16 protein-coding genes are annotated in these 22,741 nt (G+C 66.7%); 7 read left to right on the top strand and 9 right to left on the bottom strand.

The annotated features are described in order from the left end of the window. Positions 1-110 precede the first annotated feature (110 nt). On the bottom strand, positions 111-5,375 hold the full coding sequence (locus tag V1318_RS14060) for a hypothetical protein (protein ID WP_332940331.1): 5,265 nt from the start codon (positions 5,373-5,375) through the stop codon (positions 111-113). A 774-nt stretch (positions 5,376-6,149) separates the two neighbouring features. Between V1318_RS14060 and rpoH the strand changes: the two genes are divergently transcribed. Continuing rightward, entirely contained in the window at positions 6,150-7,028 is an 879-nt protein-coding gene (rpoH, locus tag V1318_RS14055) for an RNA polymerase sigma factor RpoH (protein ID WP_332940330.1), read from the top strand. 67 nt (positions 7,029-7,095) lie between these two features. Here the strand turns inward: rpoH and V1318_RS14050 are convergent, their stop codons facing one another. The 3 genes from V1318_RS14050 to tal all read right to left on the bottom strand — a co-directional run bounded on the left by V1318_RS14050 (position 7,096) and on the right by tal (position 10,925). Next, the gene (locus V1318_RS14050; protein ID WP_332940329.1) at positions 7,096-8,586 is read right to left on the bottom strand and encodes a hypothetical protein; all 1,491 of its coding nucleotides are present in this window, start codon (positions 8,584-8,586) and stop codon (positions 7,096-7,098) included. A gap of 100 nt (positions 8,587-8,686) precedes the next feature. Then, positions 8,687-9,964, bottom strand: coding sequence for an NAD(P)/FAD-dependent oxidoreductase (locus V1318_RS14045; RefSeq protein ID WP_332940328.1), 1,278 nt, complete (start codon positions 9,962-9,964; stop codon positions 8,687-8,689). A gap of 10 nt (positions 9,965-9,974) precedes the next feature. Then, complete coding sequence (gene tal, locus V1318_RS14040; RefSeq protein WP_332940327.1) at positions 9,975-10,925, bottom strand: transaldolase; 951 nt, start codon at positions 10,923-10,925, stop codon at positions 9,975-9,977. 149 nt (positions 10,926-11,074) lie between these two features. Between tal and V1318_RS14035 the strand changes: the two genes are divergently transcribed. From V1318_RS14035 to V1318_RS14020, 4 genes are all read left to right on the top strand, one after another. After that, the gene (locus V1318_RS14035) at positions 11,075-11,845 is read left to right on the top strand and encodes an NYN domain-containing protein (protein WP_332940326.1); all 771 of its coding nucleotides are present in this window, start codon (positions 11,075-11,077) and stop codon (positions 11,843-11,845) included. A gap of 85 nt (positions 11,846-11,930) precedes the next feature. Further along, entirely contained in the window at positions 11,931-13,652 is a 1,722-nt protein-coding gene (locus V1318_RS14030) for a VanW family protein (protein ID WP_332940325.1), read from the top strand. A 136-nt stretch (positions 13,653-13,788) separates the two neighbouring features. Beyond that, positions 13,789-14,478, top strand: a complete 690-nt coding sequence (locus V1318_RS14025) for a response regulator transcription factor (RefSeq protein WP_332940324.1) — start codon at positions 13,789-13,791, stop codon at positions 14,476-14,478. Positions 14,479-14,531: 53 nt separating this feature from the next. Beyond that, positions 14,532-16,334, top strand: a complete 1,803-nt coding sequence (locus V1318_RS14020) for an ATP-binding protein (RefSeq protein ID WP_332940323.1) — start codon at positions 14,532-14,534, stop codon at positions 16,332-16,334. A 146-nt stretch (positions 16,335-16,480) separates the two neighbouring features. On the opposite strand, the gene V1318_RS14015 is transcribed toward V1318_RS14020, so the two are convergent. Continuing rightward, on the bottom strand, positions 16,481-17,395 hold the full coding sequence (locus V1318_RS14015; protein WP_332940322.1) for a LysR substrate-binding domain-containing protein: 915 nt from the start codon (positions 17,393-17,395) through the stop codon (positions 16,481-16,483). Positions 17,396-17,563: 168 nt separating this feature from the next. On the opposite strand from V1318_RS14015, the gene V1318_RS14010 reads away from it, so the two are divergent. Both V1318_RS14010 and V1318_RS14005 read left to right on the top strand, forming a co-directional pair. Further along, the gene (locus V1318_RS14010) at positions 17,564-18,265 is read left to right on the top strand and encodes a pirin family protein (RefSeq protein WP_332940321.1); all 702 of its coding nucleotides are present in this window, start codon (positions 17,564-17,566) and stop codon (positions 18,263-18,265) included. A 15-nt stretch (positions 18,266-18,280) separates the two neighbouring features. Further along, a complete protein-coding gene (locus V1318_RS14005) occupies positions 18,281-18,670 on the top strand; it encodes a DoxX family protein (RefSeq protein WP_332940320.1) in 390 nt (129 codons plus the stop codon). 119 nt (positions 18,671-18,789) lie between these two features. Here the strand turns inward: V1318_RS14005 and V1318_RS14000 are convergent, their stop codons facing one another. From V1318_RS14000 to V1318_RS13985, 4 genes are read right to left on the bottom strand one after another with little or no spacing between them, the layout of a single operon-like run. After that, positions 18,790-19,308, bottom strand: a complete 519-nt coding sequence (locus V1318_RS14000) for a DNA starvation/stationary phase protection protein (protein WP_332940319.1) — start codon at positions 19,306-19,308, stop codon at positions 18,790-18,792. A 15-nt stretch (positions 19,309-19,323) separates the two neighbouring features. Continuing rightward, a complete protein-coding gene (locus V1318_RS13995) occupies positions 19,324-20,700 on the bottom strand; it encodes an alginate export family protein (RefSeq protein ID WP_332940318.1) in 1,377 nt (458 codons plus the stop codon). Then, a complete protein-coding gene (locus V1318_RS13990) occupies positions 20,687-22,315 on the bottom strand; it encodes an MFS transporter (RefSeq protein ID WP_332940317.1) in 1,629 nt (542 codons plus the stop codon). The genes V1318_RS13995 and V1318_RS13990 overlap by 14 nt, the downstream gene beginning before the upstream one ends. Further along, a complete protein-coding gene (locus tag V1318_RS13985) occupies positions 22,312-22,740 on the bottom strand; it encodes a DoxX family protein (protein WP_332940316.1) in 429 nt (142 codons plus the stop codon). Before V1318_RS13985 ends, V1318_RS13990 begins: the two co-directional genes overlap by 4 nt. Position 22,741: the final 1 nt, after the last annotated feature.

Genomic DNA, 22,741 nt, shown 5'->3' with positions numbered 1-22,741 from the left:
GCGGGAGTACGGTGGAAAGGGCTGTTGGAAGCGGTCTATTGCTGACACGATGGATAGGAACCGCTAACGGCGTCTCCTCACACCGAGCATGTGAAGCCGGTTCTTGATCGCTATCGCAGCTGCCTAATGCGCTCTTGGAGAGCTAGGGCGGTTGGGATATTCTTGGCTGCGAGGGCTGCGGCTATCTCAACAAGCGCCTGCCGCGCTTGAGCGTCTTGCGATAGTGCTCGCGAATCAGAGCTCAGCGCCGCCGCCACCAGCTCCACCAATGCGTCACCCGTTCCCTCGCGGTACCAGAGGCTGGACGGCTCGCGTTCCTTCAGAGTGGTGGCGAGCCAGCGAAGTCCGTCAAGGCGAAGGGGGGCTCCGAAGTTCGTCATCAGGAACTGGCAGAAGCGCGTTACGGATTCCTCGTCGCGGGTGAGGTGCGTGGTGGCCCAGCGCTCGTAGATGTCCTTCATCCGCAGGGGCGCGCCAAAGCTCAGTCGGGACAGTGCGTCTTCATTGCCGAAGCCAAGTAGGTCGCAAATTAAGTGCTCGCCGTAAAACCAGAGGCCGGGTTTAGACCAATCGGCTGTGAGGCCGTACTCCACGATAGTCCGCCAGACGCGCTCAAATATCACCGGGTCGTCACCTTTCCCGAGGCGCAGGAATAAGCCTCGGATGAAATGCTGCAGCGCGTAGTGCGCGGCTGGGCCGTGGGAGAGAACAGGCTCCCAAACCGCGCGCGCTTCCCCGTCGGGCGCCACAAGCGACAGGGCTCCGAGCTTCAGGAGGATGTCGTAGCCGATGTTTTGGCTTGGCAGGTCGTACTCGCCGTACTTCTTCTTTTCGCGTGCCTGAGCGCGGGCGGCGTCATAGTCCCAGATGCGCAGCGCCAAGCGCGTATCGAGGTCGCGGTCGCCAGTACCGTCGCCTTTGATGAGCCAGCTGAACAGGACCCCAAGGAAATGATGGTCTAGCGAACCGCCCCGTTTACGCTCCGGTTCCCCGCGCCAAGTCTGTTCGCCTGCCCTGTAGAGCCGAATCCGACGCTGGAAGTCTAAGCGTTCTCGGCCCACGACGATCCGGTTGAAGTCAAGGTCATCCGGCGTCGCGGTCGGTCCACGGAGCGGAAAGCGCCGCAGCCGAGCGAGCCACGCCTTCCAGGCGCGCTCTGCGCCTTTGCCATCGCCGTGGTGCGGGGCGAGCAGAGCGAGGCCCGACCAGAACAGCCCGGCGCGGAGCAGCCGCCACCACGCGGTGCCAAGCTGCTCTCGATTGGCGTAGGCGACGCCGACCACAACGGCGGTCGCTCGCGTGTCGCCGCTCGTTAGAAGACGCAGGACGGCGGGCTCCCATTCCTGAATGCCATCGCCATCGGCGAGCCACAGGTGCATGACCGCGTAGGCGACGAACTTCAGTTCGTCGTGGAGGCTCCCCACAAGCCGCCCGCGAATCTCTTCTCCTGTCGACGCGACCTCCGCCACACCGGTGCATACGACTTCGAGCGCGTGCTTTTGCGCTTCAGGGTTATGGGCGAGCCAAGCGCCGCCCAACGCGACGAGCGTGCCGGCTGCGGCGAAACGACACTTTGACTTCACATCCTCATCATCGCCTTCTGCTCTGGACTCACATTCCTGGAGCAGATTGAAGAGGTACCTGGCCTCATCTTCGGTGATCGGTTGACCACTTTGAAGCCGCCGCTCGCATCGGTCCGGTACGAGAAGGTATGAAAGGGTTGGCGTGTTATCGGCCTGCCACGACTGTACCTCGAGAATCAGCTCGTTAGGACAGACGAAGGCCTTGGTTTCCGTGCCCGTCGCCGGCTCGGTGACGGCCTGATAGTTGGCCTCGTCGAGCGCGGCAAAGAGCAGCTTGAACTCCAGTGCCTCCTTCGGGTCTTCAGGCAGCGCCCAGGTCGGCAGCAATGCTTGAAGACGCCGCGCGATCTCGTCGTTGGCCAACAGGAGTTCCACAACGACATCGAGGAACTTCCGCTGGCGATGGGGCGCCAAGGCCCAGTCACGGGCGAAGTCAAACATCGCCTGGCCATCCTGGAGCAAGCTCCAACCGATGAAGTTATCGCCAACCTGCTTCACGCGGGCGCTGTCCCAAAAGAACAAGGCTGGGAATGTCAGCGCAGCGGCGAGAGGTCCTGTCAGTAACGACGGCCGATACTTGGCGACATTGAGGAGCACGCCAATTAGTGCCGCGGAGTTCCCCTCGCGGAGTATCTTCTCGATATCAGTGGTGATGTCTTCACCCGCGTCGATCCGTAGCGTAAGCCAGCGCTCTAGCGCATCTAGAGCGCAGAACAGGCTTCCGTTCCGCGAGTCATTGGATTGCGGCCAGCCGAAAACCTGCCACCAGCCGGGGAAGGTCTTAATCGACCCGTCCGCGAGTTGCAGTGTCACCCCGGGAGCCTCACAGGAGCGACGTTTCATTACCTCGGCAGCCCAGCGCTCTGTGCAGAAGTTCACTAGCGCTATGAGCGACGTAAGCGCCGTTTCCGGGGCCAACTGGAAAAAGGTGAAGAACGGGCTCTTCCAGAAGATCGTCGGGGATGCATCCTCGGGGTAGTCGAGGCCGAGGTCCATTTCGAACTGGTCGGCCCCGTACTCTCGTTCCGGCTGGTCTTCGATGATGAGCGCGAGCAGGATTTCGGCGGCCAGCTCAGGCTGCGAACGCATCAGAGAATGGATGCCGTTCTTTTTGATGCAGGCGGTCCGGAAGTCCATGTCGACTTTGCCGCTGGCCCCCAGCGGCCAAGGCGGCAAACGCTCGCGGAACGACCTGAGGGTGGGTGGAACCTGCATCCGTTCTTCGTGCCGTGCCTTGTATTCGGCATCGGTCTTCAGGCGCTTGGCGTGCGCATTCGCCTTATTAAGTTGAGCCTCGGCGATTCGTCGTCTGACATCGGCGTCGATCTCTCGGCGTCCGGCGAGTTCGAGCGCCCAGTTCCTGATCGCGGTCGGCAGGTCGGCCGCGCCAGCCAGTGGCGCGGTGTACAGCAAAGGCTCATGCGTCAGATACATCACGCCGTGGCCCTTCTCAACTTGCACGGTCCGAGCCATGGTGAGCGCCAGCTCAGCCATCTCCAGACGGAAGGGCATCAGATTGCCGTTGCTCAGCGTTTGTGGTGTCTTCGTCAGCCAGGTCTCGATGACCCTTGCGAGAGCGGGGGAAACCAGTCCAGCTAGTCGTTCCCGTTGCGCGATAAGGAAGCGGAGAATGGGCGGCCACCGGCCAAAGACAATCGAGCGGTACTGCGCCTCTATGTACAAGCCGGCCGCCGCGCTCAGTCCCATTCCGCCGCCGGTCGGCACCGTCGCGATGTAGTGGAAGCGCAGAAGCAGCCGCGTGAAGTATTTCGCGTCGTTATCGAGGAGAAGGTCGACGCGCTCGGTCAGGAAGCGTTCGGCATCGGGGTCCAAACAGAGAGCGTCAAGGAGGATATCGCCCGCCAGTTCGTTCTTCGCGGCCTCCGCGGCTCCGAAGGCGACGTCCCAGGCTGTGGCAGTCTCGGCCGCCTGTCGAAGCAGGAACTGGCCCAGCATCCGGAGGGCGTTCGTCCATAGCGGATTGCCCGCCAGTGGGACCCACTGCGGCGTGTCCGTCTGTTTCAGGAACTGGAAACGCGCCCAATCCGCTGCTAGATCATGCTCAAACTCGATCCTGTTGGTCCGCTCGTTCAGGCGCAGTGGAAGCTCCTGGGGCCGTTGCGTGAATGTTGCCGTATCCGTCGGTTCCAAGGAGGTCAGCGCGAAGCTGCGCTCGAACGATGCTTCTCGCTGGGCGAGGCGCATCATCAGTGCCTGTACGTCAGCGTGGTCCTTCGTCCAGTACTTCCAAAGGCTGTCGGCGATAGCGGTGTGGGACGCTAGGCCACCGGCGTTCGATCCGAGCGCAGCGCCGGCCTTAATGACCCACGCCAGTGTTCGCAGGTTCGTCAGCGCCGCGATGGTGTCGTCATGCGCGACCAACCAGCCCAACGCGGGCGATGGGAGGAGCGCCAACTTCGCAGCATCGCCCTTGAGCGCCCCGACCTCGACCAGACGCGCTTTCCGTCCGCCGAATATCGTCTCCTCGCCAGCGCCCCAATTCTGCGTCTGCGTAACGATGACGACCCGCCACGCACTTTCAGTCTCTTCACCGTCATCCGGCAGGATGGCTCGAAGTAGCTGGCGGATGACGACGAACTCGCCGGCCTCGATGCGCTCCGCGGAGTCGATAACCAGCACGTTCTGCGGCTTCACCGCGGCGTTCAGAACAATCGAAAGTTCGTGCGTCAGGGGAAGGGTGCTGCGGCGCGCCGCACTAAGCGCCGTCTTCAGGTGTTCCGAGTCAAACCACACCTGGCTCCAAGAGGGGTGCGCGCCGTCCAATACCGACTTGACAAGCGCCGACTTGCCTGAGCCAGACTCCCCGAAGACCACCGTGACCGGATTGTCGGTGACCGCTGCCTGGAGCGACGTTTTCTCCTCTCCGCGAGGCACGGCATAGCCTGAGGGTAGCTCCGTCTCTATTCGCGCCTTGTGGTCCGCGGTGATGTTGGAGAGCGTCTCCCAATCGCGTTCAAAGTCTGGGTGATGACGGAGGCCGAACTGGCCCCGGAGCAAGGACAGCAGGTCTAGCACGGTGATAGTCCCGCTGCGAACGCGTACCTCTTTCGCGATGCTCAGGAGCCCCTCCCAGAGAGTCTTTGCTTCGTCGTCACGGCCCGACGCGAGCAAGCGACGGCATTGCGCGATAGCCTGGGTCTCGTTGTCGGAGTGCGCGAACTGCAAGTCCGTCGGCAGCACGTGCAGGCGACGAATGAGCTCGATTGTCTCTTCGTCGGACGCGCCGCCGGGCTTCTGGACGCTGTCGAAGACACGCGACTGCCTTCTGTTACTGCGGATGCGGCTCATCGTGAGCGCTGTATCCGTGCCGCTGCACGCGTTTTTCACTTCTCGCCACGCAGGGTCGAACACCTGATGGGCGCCGAGCGTCACCAAGGCCAGTTGGTCGGTCGCGCGGTTGAACGGCCCCTGTGAGTCACGCCACTGTGCCCAGGCGCGCTTCACGAAGTCAGCGGGGAGGCCTGCCGCCGTTACCTGCAAGTTCCCCTTAGCCGAGATCGCTAGCCGCCGCGGCGCACCGGTCGCCTGCGCCGTCAGCAGCAGGTCGTCGATGTACCAGCGCAAGTCCGAAACTTGGGCTTGAACCTGCGTAACGACGTGGCCGACCCCCGGTGCTTGCTCACCCGAGAGGGCCTTCACCAGTTGCCAGGCACTAATCAGGTCCTCGAACTCAAACCCGGCGCCGCTCGTTGAACGCAGCGGCGCGGGCGTATGTTTCGCGCTGCCGCCGCGAGGTGCCTTCGGGTTCGATGTGGTTTTAGATGGAACCATCAGCTTCCGAATGCTCCTGAACTCTGGATTATTGCCATATCTGTCAGCGAGGAGCAGGGGTGCAGGTTCCCCGCAATCTTTCGGTGGGCTTGAAGAGCATCGCAGGTCCCCGTTTTATAGCTGAGCACCGAGGCTCGCGAACACTCCGGAACGTCCTAAAGGGCCGGAAGCCAACGGCACCGCCAGCGCCCGCTCACCCGCCGAAAGTCTGCTGTCGGCTAAAGCAATATTTGTGTTCCCCGGCGCCATAGCCAAAGCTCTTCATGGTCAATTTGTGTGAATTAGGCCTGGTGCTGCAAGGACGGGCTGGATAAATGGGGGTTGGCCGAGGGTGACGACGATTCCAAGGGGGCGGTGAACGGTCTCAGGTGGGCTGACATCGTCAGAAAATGGGAGCGGTCGCAGCAGCCGGATCGGTTTGGATAACTCGACTGATCGCCAAGATAAGTTGCTGATTTATATGGGTTGTTGTTGCCGTGCTGACATGCTTAATGGCGGCAGACATTGAATTGACCAGTGCTGACATATGTTTGGCGCGCTCGACATCTGGCCGCTCGCGCTCAATAGAAGTCAAGTTATTGATTTAATTGAGTATTTTCCGCTATTGCTGACATGGTTACGCGCCACTGACACGCATAAAGTCATTACTGACAGCGTTTAGTGCGCTCGACATTCGGACGGCCGTGGCGGGGCGGGATTCGTTCTATCCACGCAACACTGCGGAACTTCCGGGGTCTTTAGCAGTCCTAGACCCCGACTGCTAAGATGGCTGCCATGACCCAGACCACCCTCTCCAACGCCCTAGTCGCCAACAACCTGCCTGTGCCCAGCGCGCTCGGTTCGCTGGACGCCTACATCGGCGCGGTGCACCGCATTCCGGTGCTGACCGTCGAAGACGAGCAGAGTTTGGCGCGTCGCTTCCGCGACGAAGAAGACCTCGACGCCGCCCGCGAGCTGGTGCATTCGCACCTGCGCTTCGTGGTGCACGTCGCCCGTGGCTACAACGGCTACGGCCTCCAGATCGGCGACCTGATCCAGGAAGGCAACATCGGCCTGATGAAGGCGGTGAAGCGCTTCGACCCGGAACAGGGCGTGCGCCTGGTCTCGTTCGCGGTCCACTGGATCCGCGCCGAGATGCACGAGTTCATCCTCAAGAACTGGCGCATCGTCAAGGTCGCCACGACCAAGGCCCAGCGCAAGCTGTTCTTCAACCTGCGCAAGAGCAAGAAGCGCCTGGGTTGGATGAACGCCGAGGAAGTCAGCCAGGTCGCCAAGGACCTCAACGTTTCCGAGCGCGAAGTGCTGGAAATGGAATCGCGCCTGTCCGGCCGCGACGTCGGTTTCGACGCGCCGGCCGACGAGGACGACGACCACGCGCCGCCGTCGCCGGCCGCCTACCTGCGCGCGCACGACGAAGACCCGTCGCAGAGCTACGAGCGCGAGGACGAGGAAGACAACCAGCTCGCCCTGCTGCGCGAAGGCCTGTCGGGCCTGGACGAGCGTTCGCGCGACATCGTCAAGCGCCGCTGGCTGGATGCCGACAGCAAGATCACGCTGCAGGAGCTGGCCGACGAGTACGGCGTCAGCGCCGAGCGCATCCGCCAGATCGAAGCCAATGCGCTGAAGAAGATGCGGGCGCTGTTCGCGGCCTGATCCGCGCGAACGCCGGCAACGACGACGACGGCCCGGGAAACCGGGCCGTTTTGTTTTGGGCGCCGCGTCAGGGCGCCGCGTTCAAGGCGCGCCCCAGGCGGCGGTACATCGACAGCAACTGCGTGGACGAGCGGATGCCGGCTTCGCCCTGACTGAGGCTGAGGTCGCGGGTTTCGGCCTGCAGCAGACGGCTCAGATCAGCGACCGGCAGCTCCCCATCCGGATGCCGGTAGACCGCATCGATCAGGATGAAGCGCGGCACGTGCGGAAAATCGCGCATCGCCTGTTGCAGCATGGCGCGGAACGCGGCATCCGGCGTCTGCCCCGAGGCGAGGTGGGCATGTTCGATGCGGCTGCGCGCGAAGGCCTCGTCGCGGTAGCGTTTCCAACCCAGTTCGTCCGTCTGCGCCAAGCCGGCTTCGTCCCCGACGCTCTGCTGCAGAAAGGCCAGGACGCGCAGGGCTTCGAAATCACCGGCGCTGCCGTAGGCGCGTTCGCGCAGGGTCGCGGCGTGGCGGGCGTGGAACCCGGAGAAGTCGAGTTCGTCCTCCGCGTCGGCGGCCAGACGCCCGAGCACGATCCGGCCCAGCGCCGAACTCGCCGGATAGGAATGCGCACCGACCAGGAGCTGGCAGCGATCGAGGTCGGCGACGCCGAGCTTGCGCTCGCTGTCGATCAACAGCGGCCACAGGCAGTCCCATTCGGCGCGTTCGCGTTTCTGCGCGGACCACAGGCGCGCCATCAGGTCGTGCAACGCGTCACGCGCGGCCGTGTTCTGTCCGTAGTTCCACCAATCGCTGCGCCAGTCGAAGGCGCGCGCCAGCGCGCGATCCAGGGCGACGCGGTCGCCGGCTTCGGCTTTGCGGTAGTCCTCGTCGTGCAGCGTCAGGTAGTCGGTACCGCCGAACACGGCGTAGGACATTTTCTCGGCGCCGACATGCGACTCGCGCACGTCGGAGGCCTGCACCAGGTCGTAGGCGCCGCGCTCGTCGCCGGTGACGAGGTGGCAGTAGGCGGACAGGAAGGTCGCCTGCGGCGGCGACACGCCGACGGTCTTCAGCCGCTTCCACAGCGGCAGCGCGCGCGGGCAGTCGTCGTTGCGGGTGTAGTGCAAGGCCAGTTCGTAGACGATCAGCGGCTGGTCCGGTAGCAGCTCGTCGGCGCTGCGGTGCAGTCGCTCCGAAGCCGTCGGCGCCAGCGCCCATAGCCGGTTGGCGACCACGAAGCGGCGTGCGGCGCCGCCATTTTCGGCGTAGGCGACTTCGCTGGCGATGGCCTCGGCCAGGCGGCCGGAATAGCCCAGGGCGCCTTGCTGTTTGTCGCGGGCGTCGGCGGCGTCGCTTTCGACGCGGACCTGCTCCAGGAACTCCTCGGTCGCGGCGGCGCTGGCCGGCGACGCCTCGCTCTTGGCCGCGTCCGCGAACGGCGCGCGCGCCGCGGCCGCGGGCGCGCTGGGCGCGTCGTCGGAGGAGCAGGCGGCCAGCATCAACAGGACAGGGGCGAGCGCGCTGCGGCGCGGCCGGATCGCCGCAGAGATCGGTGGCGGTGTGCGGCTCATGGCGTCCTTGCGATGAGAGAGGCGGGCCTCGGTGGGGCGATGCTAGCGCATCGCCGACGCGGGGGGCGCCTGCCGCCGGCCCTGGCGCTTGCCGCGACGGTCAGTCGTCGCGGTCGCCGAGGATGATGCGGGCGTGGCGCTGGTAACTCCAGTACGCCCAGGCCCAGTTGATCAGCACGATCACGCGGTTGCGGAAACCGATCAGGAAGAACACGTGGGCGGCCAGCCAGAACCACCAGGCCAGCAGGCCCGAGAGTTTGAAGCCGTGCACGTCGACCACCGCGGCCATGCGGCCGATGGTCGCCAGGTTGCCGTAGTCCCGATAGCGGAACGGAGTGGTGGGCCGGCCCTTGATGCGGTCGCGGATCGCGCGCGCGACGTGCGCGCCCATCTGCTTGGCCGCGGGCGCGACGCCCGGCACCGGCTTGCCGTCCTGCTGCACGCTGGCCAGATCGCCGGCGATGAAGATGTCCGGATGGCCGGGCACGCTGAGGTCGGGCAGCACCTGGACCCGGCCGGCGCGATCGCGCGGCGCATCCAGCAGGGCGCCGAGCTTGGACGCGGCCACGCCCGCGGCCCAGATCACCGTGCGCGCGGGCACGACGGTGTCGCCCAGGGTGTAGCCGCGCTCGTCGATCGCGTTGACCGGCGTGCCGGTGACCACTTCCACGCCGAGTTTCTGCAACTGCTTGCGCGCCTTCTCCGACAACGCCTCGGGAAAGCTCGACAGCACCCGCGGCCCGGCTTCGATCAGGCGCACCTTGGCCTGGGCCGGGTCGATGCGGCGGAATTCGCGGCGCAGGGTCTTGCGCGCGATCTCGGCCAGGGTGCCGGCCAACTCGACCCCGGTCGGGCCGCCGCCGACCACGGCGAAGCTCAGCCAGGCGGCGCGCTCGGCCTCGTCGTCGCTGGCCTCGGCGCGTTCGAACGCGAGCAGCAGGCGGCGGCGGATGTGCAGGGCGTCGTCGAGGGTCTTGAGGCCGGGGGCGTCGTCGGCCCAATCGTCGTGGCCGAAATAGGCGTGGGTGGCGCCGCTGGCGAGCAGCAGGGTGTCGTAGCCGATGCGCTCGCCGTCGGCGAGTTCGACCTGGCGCGCGGCTGCGTCCAGGCCGACCACTTCGCCCAGCCGCACCTCGACGTTGCGCTGGTCGCGCAGGATGTGGCGCAGCGGCGCGGCGATGTCGGGCGAGGACAGCCCGGCGGTCGCGACCTGGTACAGCAAGGGCTGGAACAGATGGTGGTTGCGGCGGTCGATCAGGGTGATGCGCACGTCGGCCGAGGCCAGGGCGCGCGTCGCCCACAGGCCGCCGAAGCCGCCGCCGACGATGACGATGTGCGGTACGCGCGCGCGGCCCGCGTCTGGAGGTTCGTGATTCATGCGCGCGCCCTCAGCCGTCCAGACGCTGTCGCAGCAGGTCTTCCAGCGTGTGCTGGTCGGCGGCGAAGCGGCGGATGCCGTCGGCGAGCTTGTCGGTGGCCATCGCGTCCTGGTTGTGCAGCCAGCGGAACTCGGCCTCGCTCATGGGGCGCGGGCCTTCGTAGCGTTCGCCGTCGTCGACCAGGGCGCGCGGCACGTCGCCGTCGCGCGCTTCCAGTTCGCCCAGCAGGTCCGGCGAGATCGTCAGGCGGTCGCAGCCGGCCAGCGCCAGCACCTGGCCGACGTTGCGGAAGCTCGCGCCCATGACCACGGTCTTGTAGCCCAGGGATTTGTAATAGCGCCAGATCTGCGTGACCGATTGCACGCCCGGATCGTCCTGCGGCGTGGCCGGCGGACTCATGCCGTTGGCCAGATGCCAATCGAGGATGCGGCCGACGAAGGGCGAGATCAGGTACACCCCGGCCTCGGCGCAGGCCACGGCCTGGGCGAAGGAGAACAGCAGGGTCAGGTTGCAGTGGATGCCCTCGCGCTCGAGCTGCTCGGCGGCGCGGATGCCTTCCCAGGTGGCGGCGATCTTGATCAGCAGGCGGTCGCGGCGGATGCCGGCTTCGTCGTACAGCTGCACCAGGCGGCGCGCCTTGGCCAGGGTGGCCTCGGTGTCGAAGCTCAGGCTGGCGTCGACCTCGGTCGAGACCCGGCCCGGGATGAGCTTGAGGATCTCCTTGCCGATCGCGACCGCGAGGCGGTCGCAGGCGTCGCCGATGCGGTTGTGGTCCCAGCGGTCGGTCTGGGCGAGCACGGCGTCGATCAGCGGCGCGTAGGCCGGCAGCGAGGCCGCCTTCAGCAGCAGGGAGGGGTTGGTGGTGGCGTCGAGCGGGCGGAAGCGCGCGATCGCCTCGATGTCGCCGGTGTCGGCGACCACCGAGGACAGCGTCCGCAGGTGTTCGAGTTGGCTGGTCATGGGCTGGTTTCTTCGTCGTCGGATTCGCCGCCATTCTCGCCTATCGCGGCGCGGCGGTGATGAAGCCGGCCTATCTTCTGACACGCGCCGCGCGGGCGGTTGCGCTAGGCTGGCGCCGACAGGGCCGGCCGCGGCCCGGGAGCGCGCGCATGGCCGCCAACACCGAAGAAAAGCGCATCGCGCTTCTGATCGACGCCGACAACGCGCCGGCGGCGAAGATCGACGTGATCCTGACCGAGGTCGCGCGCTACGGCGCGGCCAACGTGCGCCGCGCCTACGGCAACTGGAAGAGCCAGAGCCTGAAGGGCTGGGAGGCGGTGCTGCACGAATACGCGATCCGCCCGATCCAGCAGTTCGCCTACAGCAAGGGCAAGAACGCCTCGGACATGGCGATGGTGATCGACGCCATGGACCTGCTGTACGCGCGCAACCTGGACGGCTTCGCGATCGTTTCCAGCGACGCCGATTTCACCCCGCTGGTGATGCGCCTGCTCACCGACGGCGTCAAGGTCTACGGCTTCGGCGAGAAGAAGACGCCCGAGCCCTTCGTCAACGCCTGCTCCAAGTTCACCTACGTCGAAGCGCTGGGCCAGCCGGCCAGCGCCGACGTGCCGGCCGGCGAGCGCGCGACCACGCCGCAGCGCAGCGCCAAGGACCTGCGCGGCGACACCAAGCTGCTGCTGATGCTGCGCAGCGCGATCGACGCGGTCAGCGGCGACGACGGCTGGTCGCACCTGGGCGCGGTCGGCCACCAGATCGGCAACCAGGCCTCGTTCGATTCGCGCAACTACGGCTACCGCAAGCTCAGCGATCTGATCGAAGCCACCGGCCTGTTCGAGGTGCGCCGCGACAACCAGATCGTGTGGATACGCGAAAAGCCCAAGGGCGGCGCAAAAACGGTGCCCAAGGCCAAGGCCTAGCGCAGCCGCGCCGGCGAACGGATAGGATGGCTTCCGCGGCGGCCGGTCAGGACCGGTCGCGCGTTCGCAGGGGGGCGGATCCGGCATGAACACCGCGGCGATCGCCATCGCGCGCACGGCGCCGCCGCCGACGCGCCGCCAGGCGCTGGTGTTCGCGTGCAAGGCCTGGGGCCTGCGCGCGCTGCGCTGGCTGCGCGACGCCTTCGACGGTCGGCGGCCGCGCCGGCACGCGCGCACCGAGGCCTTGCGCGAGGCGCCGGTGCTGGCCGAATTCGAAAGCCCGCTGTGGCCGCAGGACGAGGCCGATTCCTTGCTGGTCGCGGGCAAGCTGCAGAATCTGCGCCTGGCGCTGAAGCGCCTGCACGGCGTGGAGGTGCCGGCCGGCGCCAGCCTGAGTTTCTGGAAACAGGTCGGACGCGCGACCCGCGGCCGCGGCTACGCGGTCGGTCGCGAATTGCGTGAGGGCTGCGTGATCCCGGCGGTGGGCGGCGGCCTGTGCCAGCTGAGCAATGCCCTCTACGACGGCGCGGTACGCGCCGGCCTGGAGGTCGTCGAACGCCACCGTCATTCGCGCGTGCTGCCGGGTTCGCTGGCCGAACAGGATCGCGACGCCACCGTGTTCTGGAACTACCTCGACCTGCGCCTGCGCGCGCCGTTCGCGTGGCGGCTGGAAGCGAGCATGGACGCGCAGCGGCTGCTGTTGCGCATCCGCGGCCATCGCAACCAGGACCCGCAGGCCTGGCCGCTGGCGCTGTCGCCGCGGCGCGCGCCGGAGCCCAGCAACGATTGCGGCAGCTGCGACCAGCAGGCCTGCCACCGCCACACCGGCCCGAACACGCAGGGCCTGCGGCGGCTGTGGTGGATGGAGGAGGCCTGGCCCGAGTTCCGTGCGGTCCTGGAAGAGGAGCGCGACGAACGGGACCGGGTGTTCGGCCCGGGCGGCCGCCGCTTCCCGGCGCAGGCGCCGGCGCGGCGCGTGCTGCAATCCCTGGCCTGGCGCTACGGCCGCTGGCGCGGCCAGGCGCTGCCGCAGGTGCGCCTGGCCCAGTTGCGCGCGCATGCGCGCGACCTGGCGCGGCAACTGCGGCCGCAAGACCTGGACCTGGTCCTGCCGCAGAGCCTGTTGCCTTTCCTGTGGCGCGAGGGCGAACTGGCCGGCCGCCGCTACGCGGTGATGATGAGCGCGCTGCCGATGCGCGCGCTGCAGTCCGAACTCGACCGCGCTTCGCAGCGGCATCCGCAGGTGCTGTCGCTGCGCGACTTCCGCGCCGATCCGGAGCTGATCGACGCCGAGTGGAACGGTCTGCTCGCCGCCGACGCCTGGTGGAGCCCGCATGCGCAGATCCTGGCCTTGGCCGGCGCGCGTGCGCGCGTGCTGGCCTGGACCCTGCCCGAGCCTGTGCCGGCGGCCGCGCGCGTGCCGCGCAGCGGCCGTGCGCGCGTGTTCTTTCCAGCCTCGCCGCTGGCCCGCAAGGGCATCCTCGAATTGTTGGCCGCGTTGGGCGATCAGGACCTCGAGATCCTGCTCCCGCCCGGCGACAGCGAGCGCGGTCTGGCCCCGGGCCGCGCCAGCCTGCGTCGTGTCGCCTCGTACCGGCAAGGGCTGCTGGAAGCCGATGCGGTCGCGTTGCCGGCATGGGTCGAGCATCAGCCGCGCGCGCTGTTGAGCGCCCTCGCCAGCGGCGTGCCGGTGATCGCCACGGCGGCCTGCGGCCTGGATCCGGGCGTCGCCGGCTGGCGCCGGGTCGAGGCCGGCGACGTCGCGGCGCTGCGTGCGGCGGTGCTCGAGGCCCTGGCATCGCGTTGAAGTGTCGGATCCAGTGCGCTATCGCTCCCCGGCATCGGTGGCGGTACGGCGGGCCCGGCCGCGATGCCGCGCAGCCATCGGCCCGCACGGCGGCGCTACACTGGCGCGTCCTTACGACCACTCGCGCGAGAGAGGCATGCAAGCGCAGCCCATCGATCTGAGCACGGTGCTGATCGTCGAAGACGAGGCGACCGCACGCGCGCGCATGCTCGAGCTGATGCGCGCCTTGGCCGGTCCGCGGGCGCGCATCGACGCGGTCGCCGATCTGGCCACCGCGCGCGCACGCCTGCAGGCCGATCCTTACGCCCTGGCCCTGGTCGACGTGCAACTGCCCGACGGCAGCGGCATCGATCTGATCGCGTGGCTGGGCACCCATCGGCCGCAGACCGCGTCGGTGATCGTGTCGGCCTATGCCGAAGAGGAGACCATCCTGGCGGCGGTGCAGGCCGGTGCGATCGGCTACCTGCTCAAGGACCGCGACGACGACGAGTTGCGCTTGTCGCTGAAGAGCCTGCAAAGCGGCGGCGCGCCGATCGATCCGCTGATCGCGCGCCGGATCCTGGCCCTGCTGCCGGCGGCGCGCCCGCCGCGGGGCGGCGCCGAGCCCGCGCCGCAGGAGGCCGAGCCCGCCGCGCAGCTGTCCGAGCGCGAGCGCGAGATCCTGCGCCTGGTCGCGCAGGGTTTCAGCAATCGCGAGATCGCCGAACTGGTGGCGCTGTCCAAGCTCACCATCGAATGCCACACCAAGAACATCTACCGCAAACTCGCGGTGGGCTCGCGCACGGCGGCGGTGTTCGAGGCGCGCGCGCTGGGATTGCTCAACTGAGCCGGAACCGGTCAGGCGCAGGCTTCGCGCGCGCCTGCGCCTGGTGGCTGTCCTTGCTGCTGGCCTGCGTCTGGTTCGGCGCCGCGGCGCAGCCGGCCGCGCCCGGCACGCTGCTGCTCGACCGCGCCGAGGCCGCGCGCTCGGACTGGAACGCCGCCGCGCCGCCGGCCGCGGGCTGGACGCCGGTGACGCTGCTGGACGTATGGCACAAGCGCTGGCCCGGCCACGACGGCGTGGTCTGGTACCGGCTGCATTGGCATCAGGACGATCCGCGCCGACCGACCGCGCTGCTGGCCGATTACATGAGCATGAGCGGCGCGATCTACGTCAACGGCGAGGCCGTCGCGCGCGATCCCAGCCTGGTCGAGCCGCTGTCGCGGACCTGGAACTCGCCGCACTACGTGCTGTTGCCGCCGTCGTTGCTGCGCACGGGCGAGAACAGCGTGTGGCTGCGGGTGTCGGGTCTGTCGGCCTACCAGCCCGGCGCCGGGCCGGTGCGGGTCGGCGATCCGCGGGCGCTGCAGCAGCGCTACCGCAGCGAGCGCTTCATGCGCTACGACATCAAGCTGATCAACCTGGCCATGGCCGCGGTCCTGGGCGGCGTGTTCCTGCTGATGTGGCTGCTGCGGCGCAAGGACAGCGTCTACGGCTGGTTCGCGCTGACCGAGTTGGCCGGCTCGCTGTACGGCTACAACCACATCGCCACCGGGATCTGGCCGTTCGCGAGCACCGATGCCTGGCAGGCCTTCAACGCCGCCTTCTACGTGGTGGCGGGCGCGTGCTACGCCTTGTTCCTGCTGCGTTACTGCGAGCGCCGTTTCCCGCGCCTGGAGCGCGCCTTGGGCGCGGTGGCGGCGCTGGCGTTGATCGCGGCCGCGCTGGCGCCGGCCTGGATGGGTCAGCAGCGCAATCTGTGGTTCGCGCTGGGCGGCGCGATCTACTACGTCGGCATCGGCTGGTTCCTGGTCCAGGCCTGGCGCCACCGCCGTCCCGACACCCTGGTGCTGGCGGCCTGCCTGCTGCTGCCGGTGCTGGTGTCGTTCTACGATTTCGCCCTGTTCTTCGGCTGGGTCGACGGGGTGACCTACCTGCTCAGTCTGACCTCGGTGCTGACCCTGATCGGCATCGGCTTCGTGCTGTCCTACCGTTTCGTCGCCGCGATGCGGCGGGTGGAAGGCTTCAACCTCGAGCTCAAGCGCGAGGTCGATGCGGCCACTTCCGAACTGGCCCGGACCCTGTCGCGCCAGCACGCGCTGGAACTCGCGCACAGCCGCGCCGGCGAGCGCCTGCACTTGGTGCGCGACCTGCACGACGGCTTCGGCGGCACCCTGGTCGGGGCGATCGCGCAGCTCGAACGCGCGCCGGCGGAGATGCCCAAGGCGCGGGTGATCGAGGTGCTCAAGGAGATGCGCGACGACCTGCGCCTGGTGATCGACAGCACCGCGCGCGAGCACGCCGACCTGGCCGCGCAGATCGCGCCGCTGCGTCACCGCCTGGGCCGGCTGCTGGAAACGGCCGACATCGACAGCCGCTGGCAGCTGGACGGCCTGGACGGGATCGAACTGGACAGCGCGCGCAGCCTGGACCTGCTGCGGCTGCTGCAGGAAGCGCTGACCAATGTGTTCAAGCACAGCCGCGCGCAGCGCGTGGAGGTGGGCCTGCGCCGGGTCGAGGATCGACTGCAGTTGCGCATCGACGACGACGGCCACGGCATCGCGCCCGCCGCCGCGCCCGCGGACGGCGGCGCCGGACTGGCCAGCATGCGCCTGCGCGCGCAGCGCCTGGGCGGCGAGCTGAAGATCGAATCCGGTCCCGGCGGAACCGGTTTGCGCCTGGAGTTTCCGCTGCCGACCTAAAGCTAAGCTAACCGAAGTCGAGGCATCTCGGACGATCCAGAAGCAGGATGCTATTGCCTTGGCTTATGTTGCCGTCACAAGCGCGCCGCCACCGATGGCGCCGAAGTCAATCCTGCGAATCGCTGTGCACGATCGCGGCAGAGCCCTCAGCAGGACAGCGATACCAGGCGATCGAGGAAGCCTGGTTGCTTGGCGCGCTCACGCCACCACGCTTGCGCCGCCCCGGTCTCGCCCGAGCGCCAGGCCAGATAGAAGGTTTCGGCAGCTTTGGGTTCCTCGACGTCTTTGACTATCAGCTGGCCTGACGCGACGGCGCTCCGGGCGTAGGGTTCCGGCAGGAACCCGAAGCCCAGGCCCAGCCGCTGCATCTCGTACTTGCTCCGCATGTCCGGGACGGTCAGTGCGTCCTGACCGAACAGCACGCCCACAGTGCGTGGGATCAGGCTGCGTGCCGAGTCGGCTACCACGATAGCCAGATGTTCCTGCAGATCCCCCTTGGTGAGACGACGCTTGACGCCGGCGAGCGGATGGCCGGGGGCGACGGTGAAAACGAACGGCAGACTCCCCAGCGATTCGTACAGGTAGCCACCGCCCGAGGGGCCTTCGCCTGCGGCGCCAATGAGCAGGTCGACGCGTCGATCCAGAAGCGCTTCCCACGTGCCTGTGAGCGCATCCTGCGCGATGCGTATCCGGGTGTGGCGTGTCGTTTCATAGAACGCCTTCAGGTCCTCGGCGAGCGCCGACGGAGCGAACAGAGAGTCGACGCCGATGGCCAAGATCGTCTCCCAGCCCGACGAAACCTTGCGCACGCGAAGTTCGAGATCGATTGCTGCGCGCAGCAGGTGCCGGCCCTCCTTCAGCAGCTCATGACCGGCGTCTGTGAGCGTTGCTTTGGGCCCGTTTCGCTCGAAGAGCCGGATGCCGAGGTCTTCCTCGAGCTTGGCTACGGTGTAGGAGATCGTCGACGGCACCTTGTGCAGCTCTTTGCCGGCTGCGGCAAACGAGCCCCGGCGGTCGATCGCATCCAGGATCTGCAGGGCATCCAGGCTCAGTCGGAGCATTCGAATTTCTCGATGATAGGGCTGCAAAATACTCGCTTTTAGCACGCCAGGTCTGCTCGCATACTGTCGCCAAGCAAGAAGGTTGCCGTGAAAATATAGGCATTAAGCCTGCACGGAAAGACCGGAAGCGATATTCGATAGATTCGCACATAAGCGAGAGGAGTGCCCATGATGCAGGTCCGTAAGAGCGAAGAGCGTGGCCACGCCGAGCACGGCTGGCTGAGCTCCCGCCATACATTTTCGTTCGCTGAGTACCGCGACCCCCGTCACATGGGCGTTGGCGCGTTGCGCGTGATCAACGAAGACAAGGTCATGGGTGGCCAAGGCTTCGGCACGCACGGCCACCAGGACATGGAGATCATCTCTTACGTGCTGGATGGCGCCCTGGAGCACAAAGACAGCATGGGCAACGGCTCGGTGCTCCGTCATGGCGACGTGCAGCGCATGAGCGCCGGCACTGGCGTGCGGCACAGCGAGTTCAATCACTCGCCGACCGACCGGGTGCACTTCCTTCAGATCTGGATCCACCCGGACAAGGCCGGGTACGAACCGGGCTACGAGGAGAAGCACTTTGATGCGACATCCAAGCGCGGACAACTCCGCCTGGTCGTTTCGCCTGACGGGCGCGACGGTTCGCTTCGGATGAACCAGAACGCGTTCCTGTACGCCGGGCTACTGGATGGCGACGAACAGGCTACGCACGAACTGGAAGTGGGGCGGCTGGGATACGTCCATGTTGTCCGCGGCACGGTCCAGGTCAACGGCGTCGAACTCAAGGCGGGCGATGCCGTGAAGATCGAGCAGGAAACCCAGGTCACGCTCGATCGGGGCACGGATGCCGAGGTGCTGCTGTTCGATCTTCCCAGCTGAGTCCCGGAGAAACATATGAACACTCTGTCCAAACTGCGTTACCCCGTGGCCCGCGCTTCCCTCGGCGCCATCTTCTTCATCATGGGCCTGACCAAGATATCCAGCTTCGCCGGCGTCGCTGGCTGGATGGCCAGCTCGGGCGTGCCGTTCGCCAAGCTGCTGCTTGTGCTGACGATCGCGATCGAGGTGGGTGGCGGTCTGCTCTTGATCATCGGCAAGCAAACCCGATGGGCGGCGCTGGCGCTGGCAGCCTTCATTGTTCCGGTCACGCTGATTTTCCACGCCTTCTGGAACGCGGATGCGGCCAGCTTCCAGGATCAGCTCACCCACTTCCTCAAGAACCTGGCCATCCTCGGCGGCATGCTGCTGCTGGCGGCTCCGGCGGCCGCCAACTCCCGCAGTTGATTGCAGGCGTTCCATCGCAAGAAGCCCCCGCGTTGCGGGGGCTTTCTGTTTCGGTCGAGCGAGCCGGCTGCAGGGGGCTTGTGGAGCGTCGCAGGCGGGAGGAAAAGCCCGCGGGATTGCTACCCGCGACGGCCGGCTTCGAACAGGAACCAGATACGCCGCTCGGCCTCGTCAATCCAGACCTCCAACAGGCTCGCCGTCGCCACGTCGCCGTACTCGTCGCACAGCGCATGCGTTGTGCGCATGAATCCGGTCAGTCGGGTGTTGTCGTCGCGGAGCTCCGCGAGCATGTCCGCTGGGGTAACGTAGTCGGCGTCGTTGTCCATCAGCCGCTGCAGCCGCGCGATCTGGCCGGTCGAATGCAGCGTCAGTCCACCCAGCTTGCGAACGCGTTCGGCTATCGGGTCGACCGTGGCGTAGATCTGATCGGCCTGCTCATCAAGCAGCAGGTGATAGTCGCGGAAGTACGGCCCGGACATGTGCCAATGAAAATTCTTCGTCTTCAGGTACAAGGCGAAGATGTCCGCGAGCAGGGCATTGAGTTCGGCCGATATATCGCTCCGGGCGTCGGCCCCGAGCCCCGTCGGCGTGACCAGGGAGGCCTTGCGGCGTTCCTGTACAGCAGTTTTTTCGTTCATTGCAGGCCTCGCTTTCTACCAAGAGAACTTGAGTTCCAATCCGGCGTAGTCGCTGTCGCGCCCGCCCGCGTCGCGAACGACGCGACCCACGTCGTAGTGAACGAGCTCAACCACTGTGGTGAACTGCGGCGTGGGGTTCCATTGGGCGTGCAGCTGTACATAGCTCGCCGTATAGCGATCCCTTGCGGCCGCGCTGCCTGCCAGAGGAAGGTCCGGCTGCACATAGACCGCGTCATGCACGTTCTCGCGCCACAAGCCAGCCACCGCGGCGGAAACTTCGATGGACGCCGTCGGGCGAAGCTTCAGCGACGGCTTGACCTGAATCACGTTCACATAGCCAGTGTGGCCGGCGAGCGTGAAGGAGTAGGAGCCGTTGGGAAACAACGGATTGAAGGTATTCAGTCGCGCGTCGCCTGGTCGCTCATCGCCAGAGGCGGCATCCAGTTGAAGCCCGAGGCGCGGTGTCCAGGCTTGGGCCTGGAAGGTGTAACCGCCGCGCAAGCCCGCGGCCCACGCGCGTACGCTCGCATGGCCCACTGCGCCGCTCTGCGCGATGCCCTCGGCGTCCCAGTCCCACGCGCCCTGCGTCCCGGTCACATGCACATCCAGGTTGTCGCGCCATTCGCGGCCAGCTGCATCGAGGAAACTCGTACTGTCATTGCGCAGCCGCGCGTAGAAGACACTCGCCGTGCCGCGCCTGGTCTTGCGTTCGGCGCGCAGCATCCCGAATCGTTGATCTCCTTTGGACAGATCGTCGAAGTGTTCATCGGCGCGGTATCGCACGGGCTGGCTGACGAGCCCGCTGATTTCCCAAGCGCCGGTTTCGTAGCGCACCCAGAGCCCATCGAAGGATTGCCGCACGTTGGGTCCATCGCGAAGGCTCAGGAAGCGTTGCTGGCCGAAGGCGAAGTCCTGACGTCCGATGCGCGTCATCCATGTGCCATGCCGGATCTGCCTGCGATAGCCCACGAAGGCCAAGCGCAGGTCCACCGGGTTGCGATCGGTCGGGGTAGGGCGCTGCTTCCCGAACGTACGCACATCCTCCACCTGCACGAACGCCCGCCAGCGGTCGCTCCAATGCACGTCGGCATGGGCTTGGACGCGCTGTAGAAGATAGCTGTCGTACGGTGCCCGCGTTCCGAACTCCGCGCCGTCGGCGAACTCGATGCGTTCCCGCACCGTCGCGCCGAAGCTCAAATAGGCGCCGCCCTGCAAGGAGATGTACTTGAGTCGGTCGAACGGTTCGGTTCGTAACGTCGGATCGGCGAGCGCGGACCAGTCCTCCTGCCATCGGTTGCTGGCGGGTTCGGGCCGCACCGTCGCCGCTGCTGCGGGCGACGACGCGGTCATGAGCGCCGCGACCGCCGCCCATGGAGCGTCAAAGCGCGGCATGGGGCGGCGTTCGTCCGGAGCGGATGTTCAGCAGGTGGCGAACGATGGCGGGCTCGGCCCCCCGGTGGAAAGCGACGACTTCCTGCTGCAGGTCCGCGTCCGCGTGGGTGACGCGCCGGTGCTGGCGCAGATGCTCGGCCCAGGATTCGACAAGAAACCACTCGACGATCCGCTCGGGATCGGCAGCGTCCTCGGACACGCACCACAAATAGGCACCGTCTCGCCGGCGAGCTTCGGACAGCCGTTCGAGCAGCTGCAGAAAGGATTCGCGTTGCTCCCGGGCAATTCGATACTCGATTTGCACCAGCACCGGGCCGCGGTCGCGTTCGATCGGCGCGGCTATTAGCGGTTCGGGCCAATGATGCGACGGTTCGAGGTCGGATTCGCCTTTTGGCAGCCGCACGCGATACAGCCCCAGGCTGGCGACTGCGAGAGCCGCGGCGCCAATCAGGAGCGCGGTCGTGAGTCCCGTCCGCTGCGCGATCAGGCCCCAGCAAAAGCTGCCCGCGGCCATCGCACCGTTGAACACGGTGAGATAGATCGCTAGGCCGCGGCCTCGCACCCAGTTCGGCAGCACGCCCTGCGCCACGCCATTGAGTGTGGTGAGCGCCGTGATCCAGCCCGCACCCAAGATCAGCAACAGCGCGACCGCAATCGCCTTGGGCGGCGCGAGCGCGAGCGATGCCAGGACGGCCGCGGCGAGGAAGGACGCCCCGAGCAACAGCTGATCCGCCGTGCAGCGCGCGCGTGCCCACGGCAACAGGAACGCACCGCCGATGGCGCCGACTCCGACGGCGGCCAGCAGCACACCGTAGAAGCCCGCATCGCCCTGCAGCAGCTCGCGCGCGATCAGTGGCATCAATGCCCAAACGCAACTAGCCAACGAAAAATAGATGGCGGAGCGCAACAACACCCGATGCAGGTCGCGGCTGGTGCGAGCGTAGCGCAGGCCCGCACGGAACGCGCCGAGGAACTGTTCGTTCAGCGCATCGGGAGACTTCTGGGGGCGAGGCCACCACAGAAGGGCAGCGATCACGAAGAAATAGCTGGCGAGGTCGGCCGCGTACGCCGCGAACGCGCCGAAGCTCGCCAGCAGCAGCCCGCCCAGGGCGGGACCGATCGATCGGGAAATGTTGACGCCCAGCGAGTTGAGTGTGACTGCCGGCCGGACGGACTCGTGGGGTACCAGCTCCGGAACGATCGCCTGCCAGCTTGGCATCGCCAGCGCCGTCCCGACGCCACCGAGGAACGTCAGCGCAACTAGATACTCGATCGTCATTGTGCCCGTCCAAGCCAGGACCAGCAGCAGCGTGCTGACCGCGATCAGCAGGAGTTGAGCGACGATGAGGAAGCGGCGGCGATCGAGAATGTCGGTCAATACGCCCGCGGGAATCGCGAGCAGGAAGATCGGAAGCGTGGCCGCGGTCTGTATGAGCGCAACCATCGCCGGACTTGGCGACAGATCGGTCGCCAGCCAGGAGCTGGCGACGTCGCGCATGAAGGTGCCCGTATTGCCCACTATCGTGGCGGACCACAAGACGGCAAAAGTGGGATACCGCAAGGGCGCGAAGGCGCTCGCGGCTTGCTTTGCGGGAGGAGCGCTCGCCGGCGTCATGGGGCGCCTCGCCGGTGGGCGGAGTCCGCCAGGTCATGCCATGCGATGAGGAGGAAGGCCCCGACCAAGCCGATGTGCTCGAAGAACGTATTCGCCGCCATCGTTTGCTGGGCCATGGGCAGTTCCCAAAAGCGATTGGCGACGAACGTCGCCCCTGCGGTGAAGGCCGCCAGTGCCAGCGCACCGAACCAGCGCCGGTAGCCGCTGAGGATCAGCACCGCAGCTCCCAGTTCGACGACGATCGTGGCAATCGCCATTGGCACGGCCGGCTGCAGCCCGAAGTGCGCCATTTCTGCGACAGCACCGTTGAAGGCGAGCGCCTTGGTGAGCCCACCCTGGAGATAGGCTGCACAGACAAACAACAGCGCTACCCAGCGAACCGTTCTGGCGCTGAAGCCTCGTACGAACGTGTCTTTCGGATTCATG

It is taken from the genome of Lysobacter sp. CCNWLW3 (assembly GCF_036697405.1).
In the GTDB taxonomy this organism is placed as follows: domain Bacteria; phylum Pseudomonadota; class Gammaproteobacteria; order Xanthomonadales; family Xanthomonadaceae; genus Lysobacter.
Note: the sequence above shows the minus strand (reverse complement) of the source record. Positions and strands in the feature narration are given on the sequence as shown.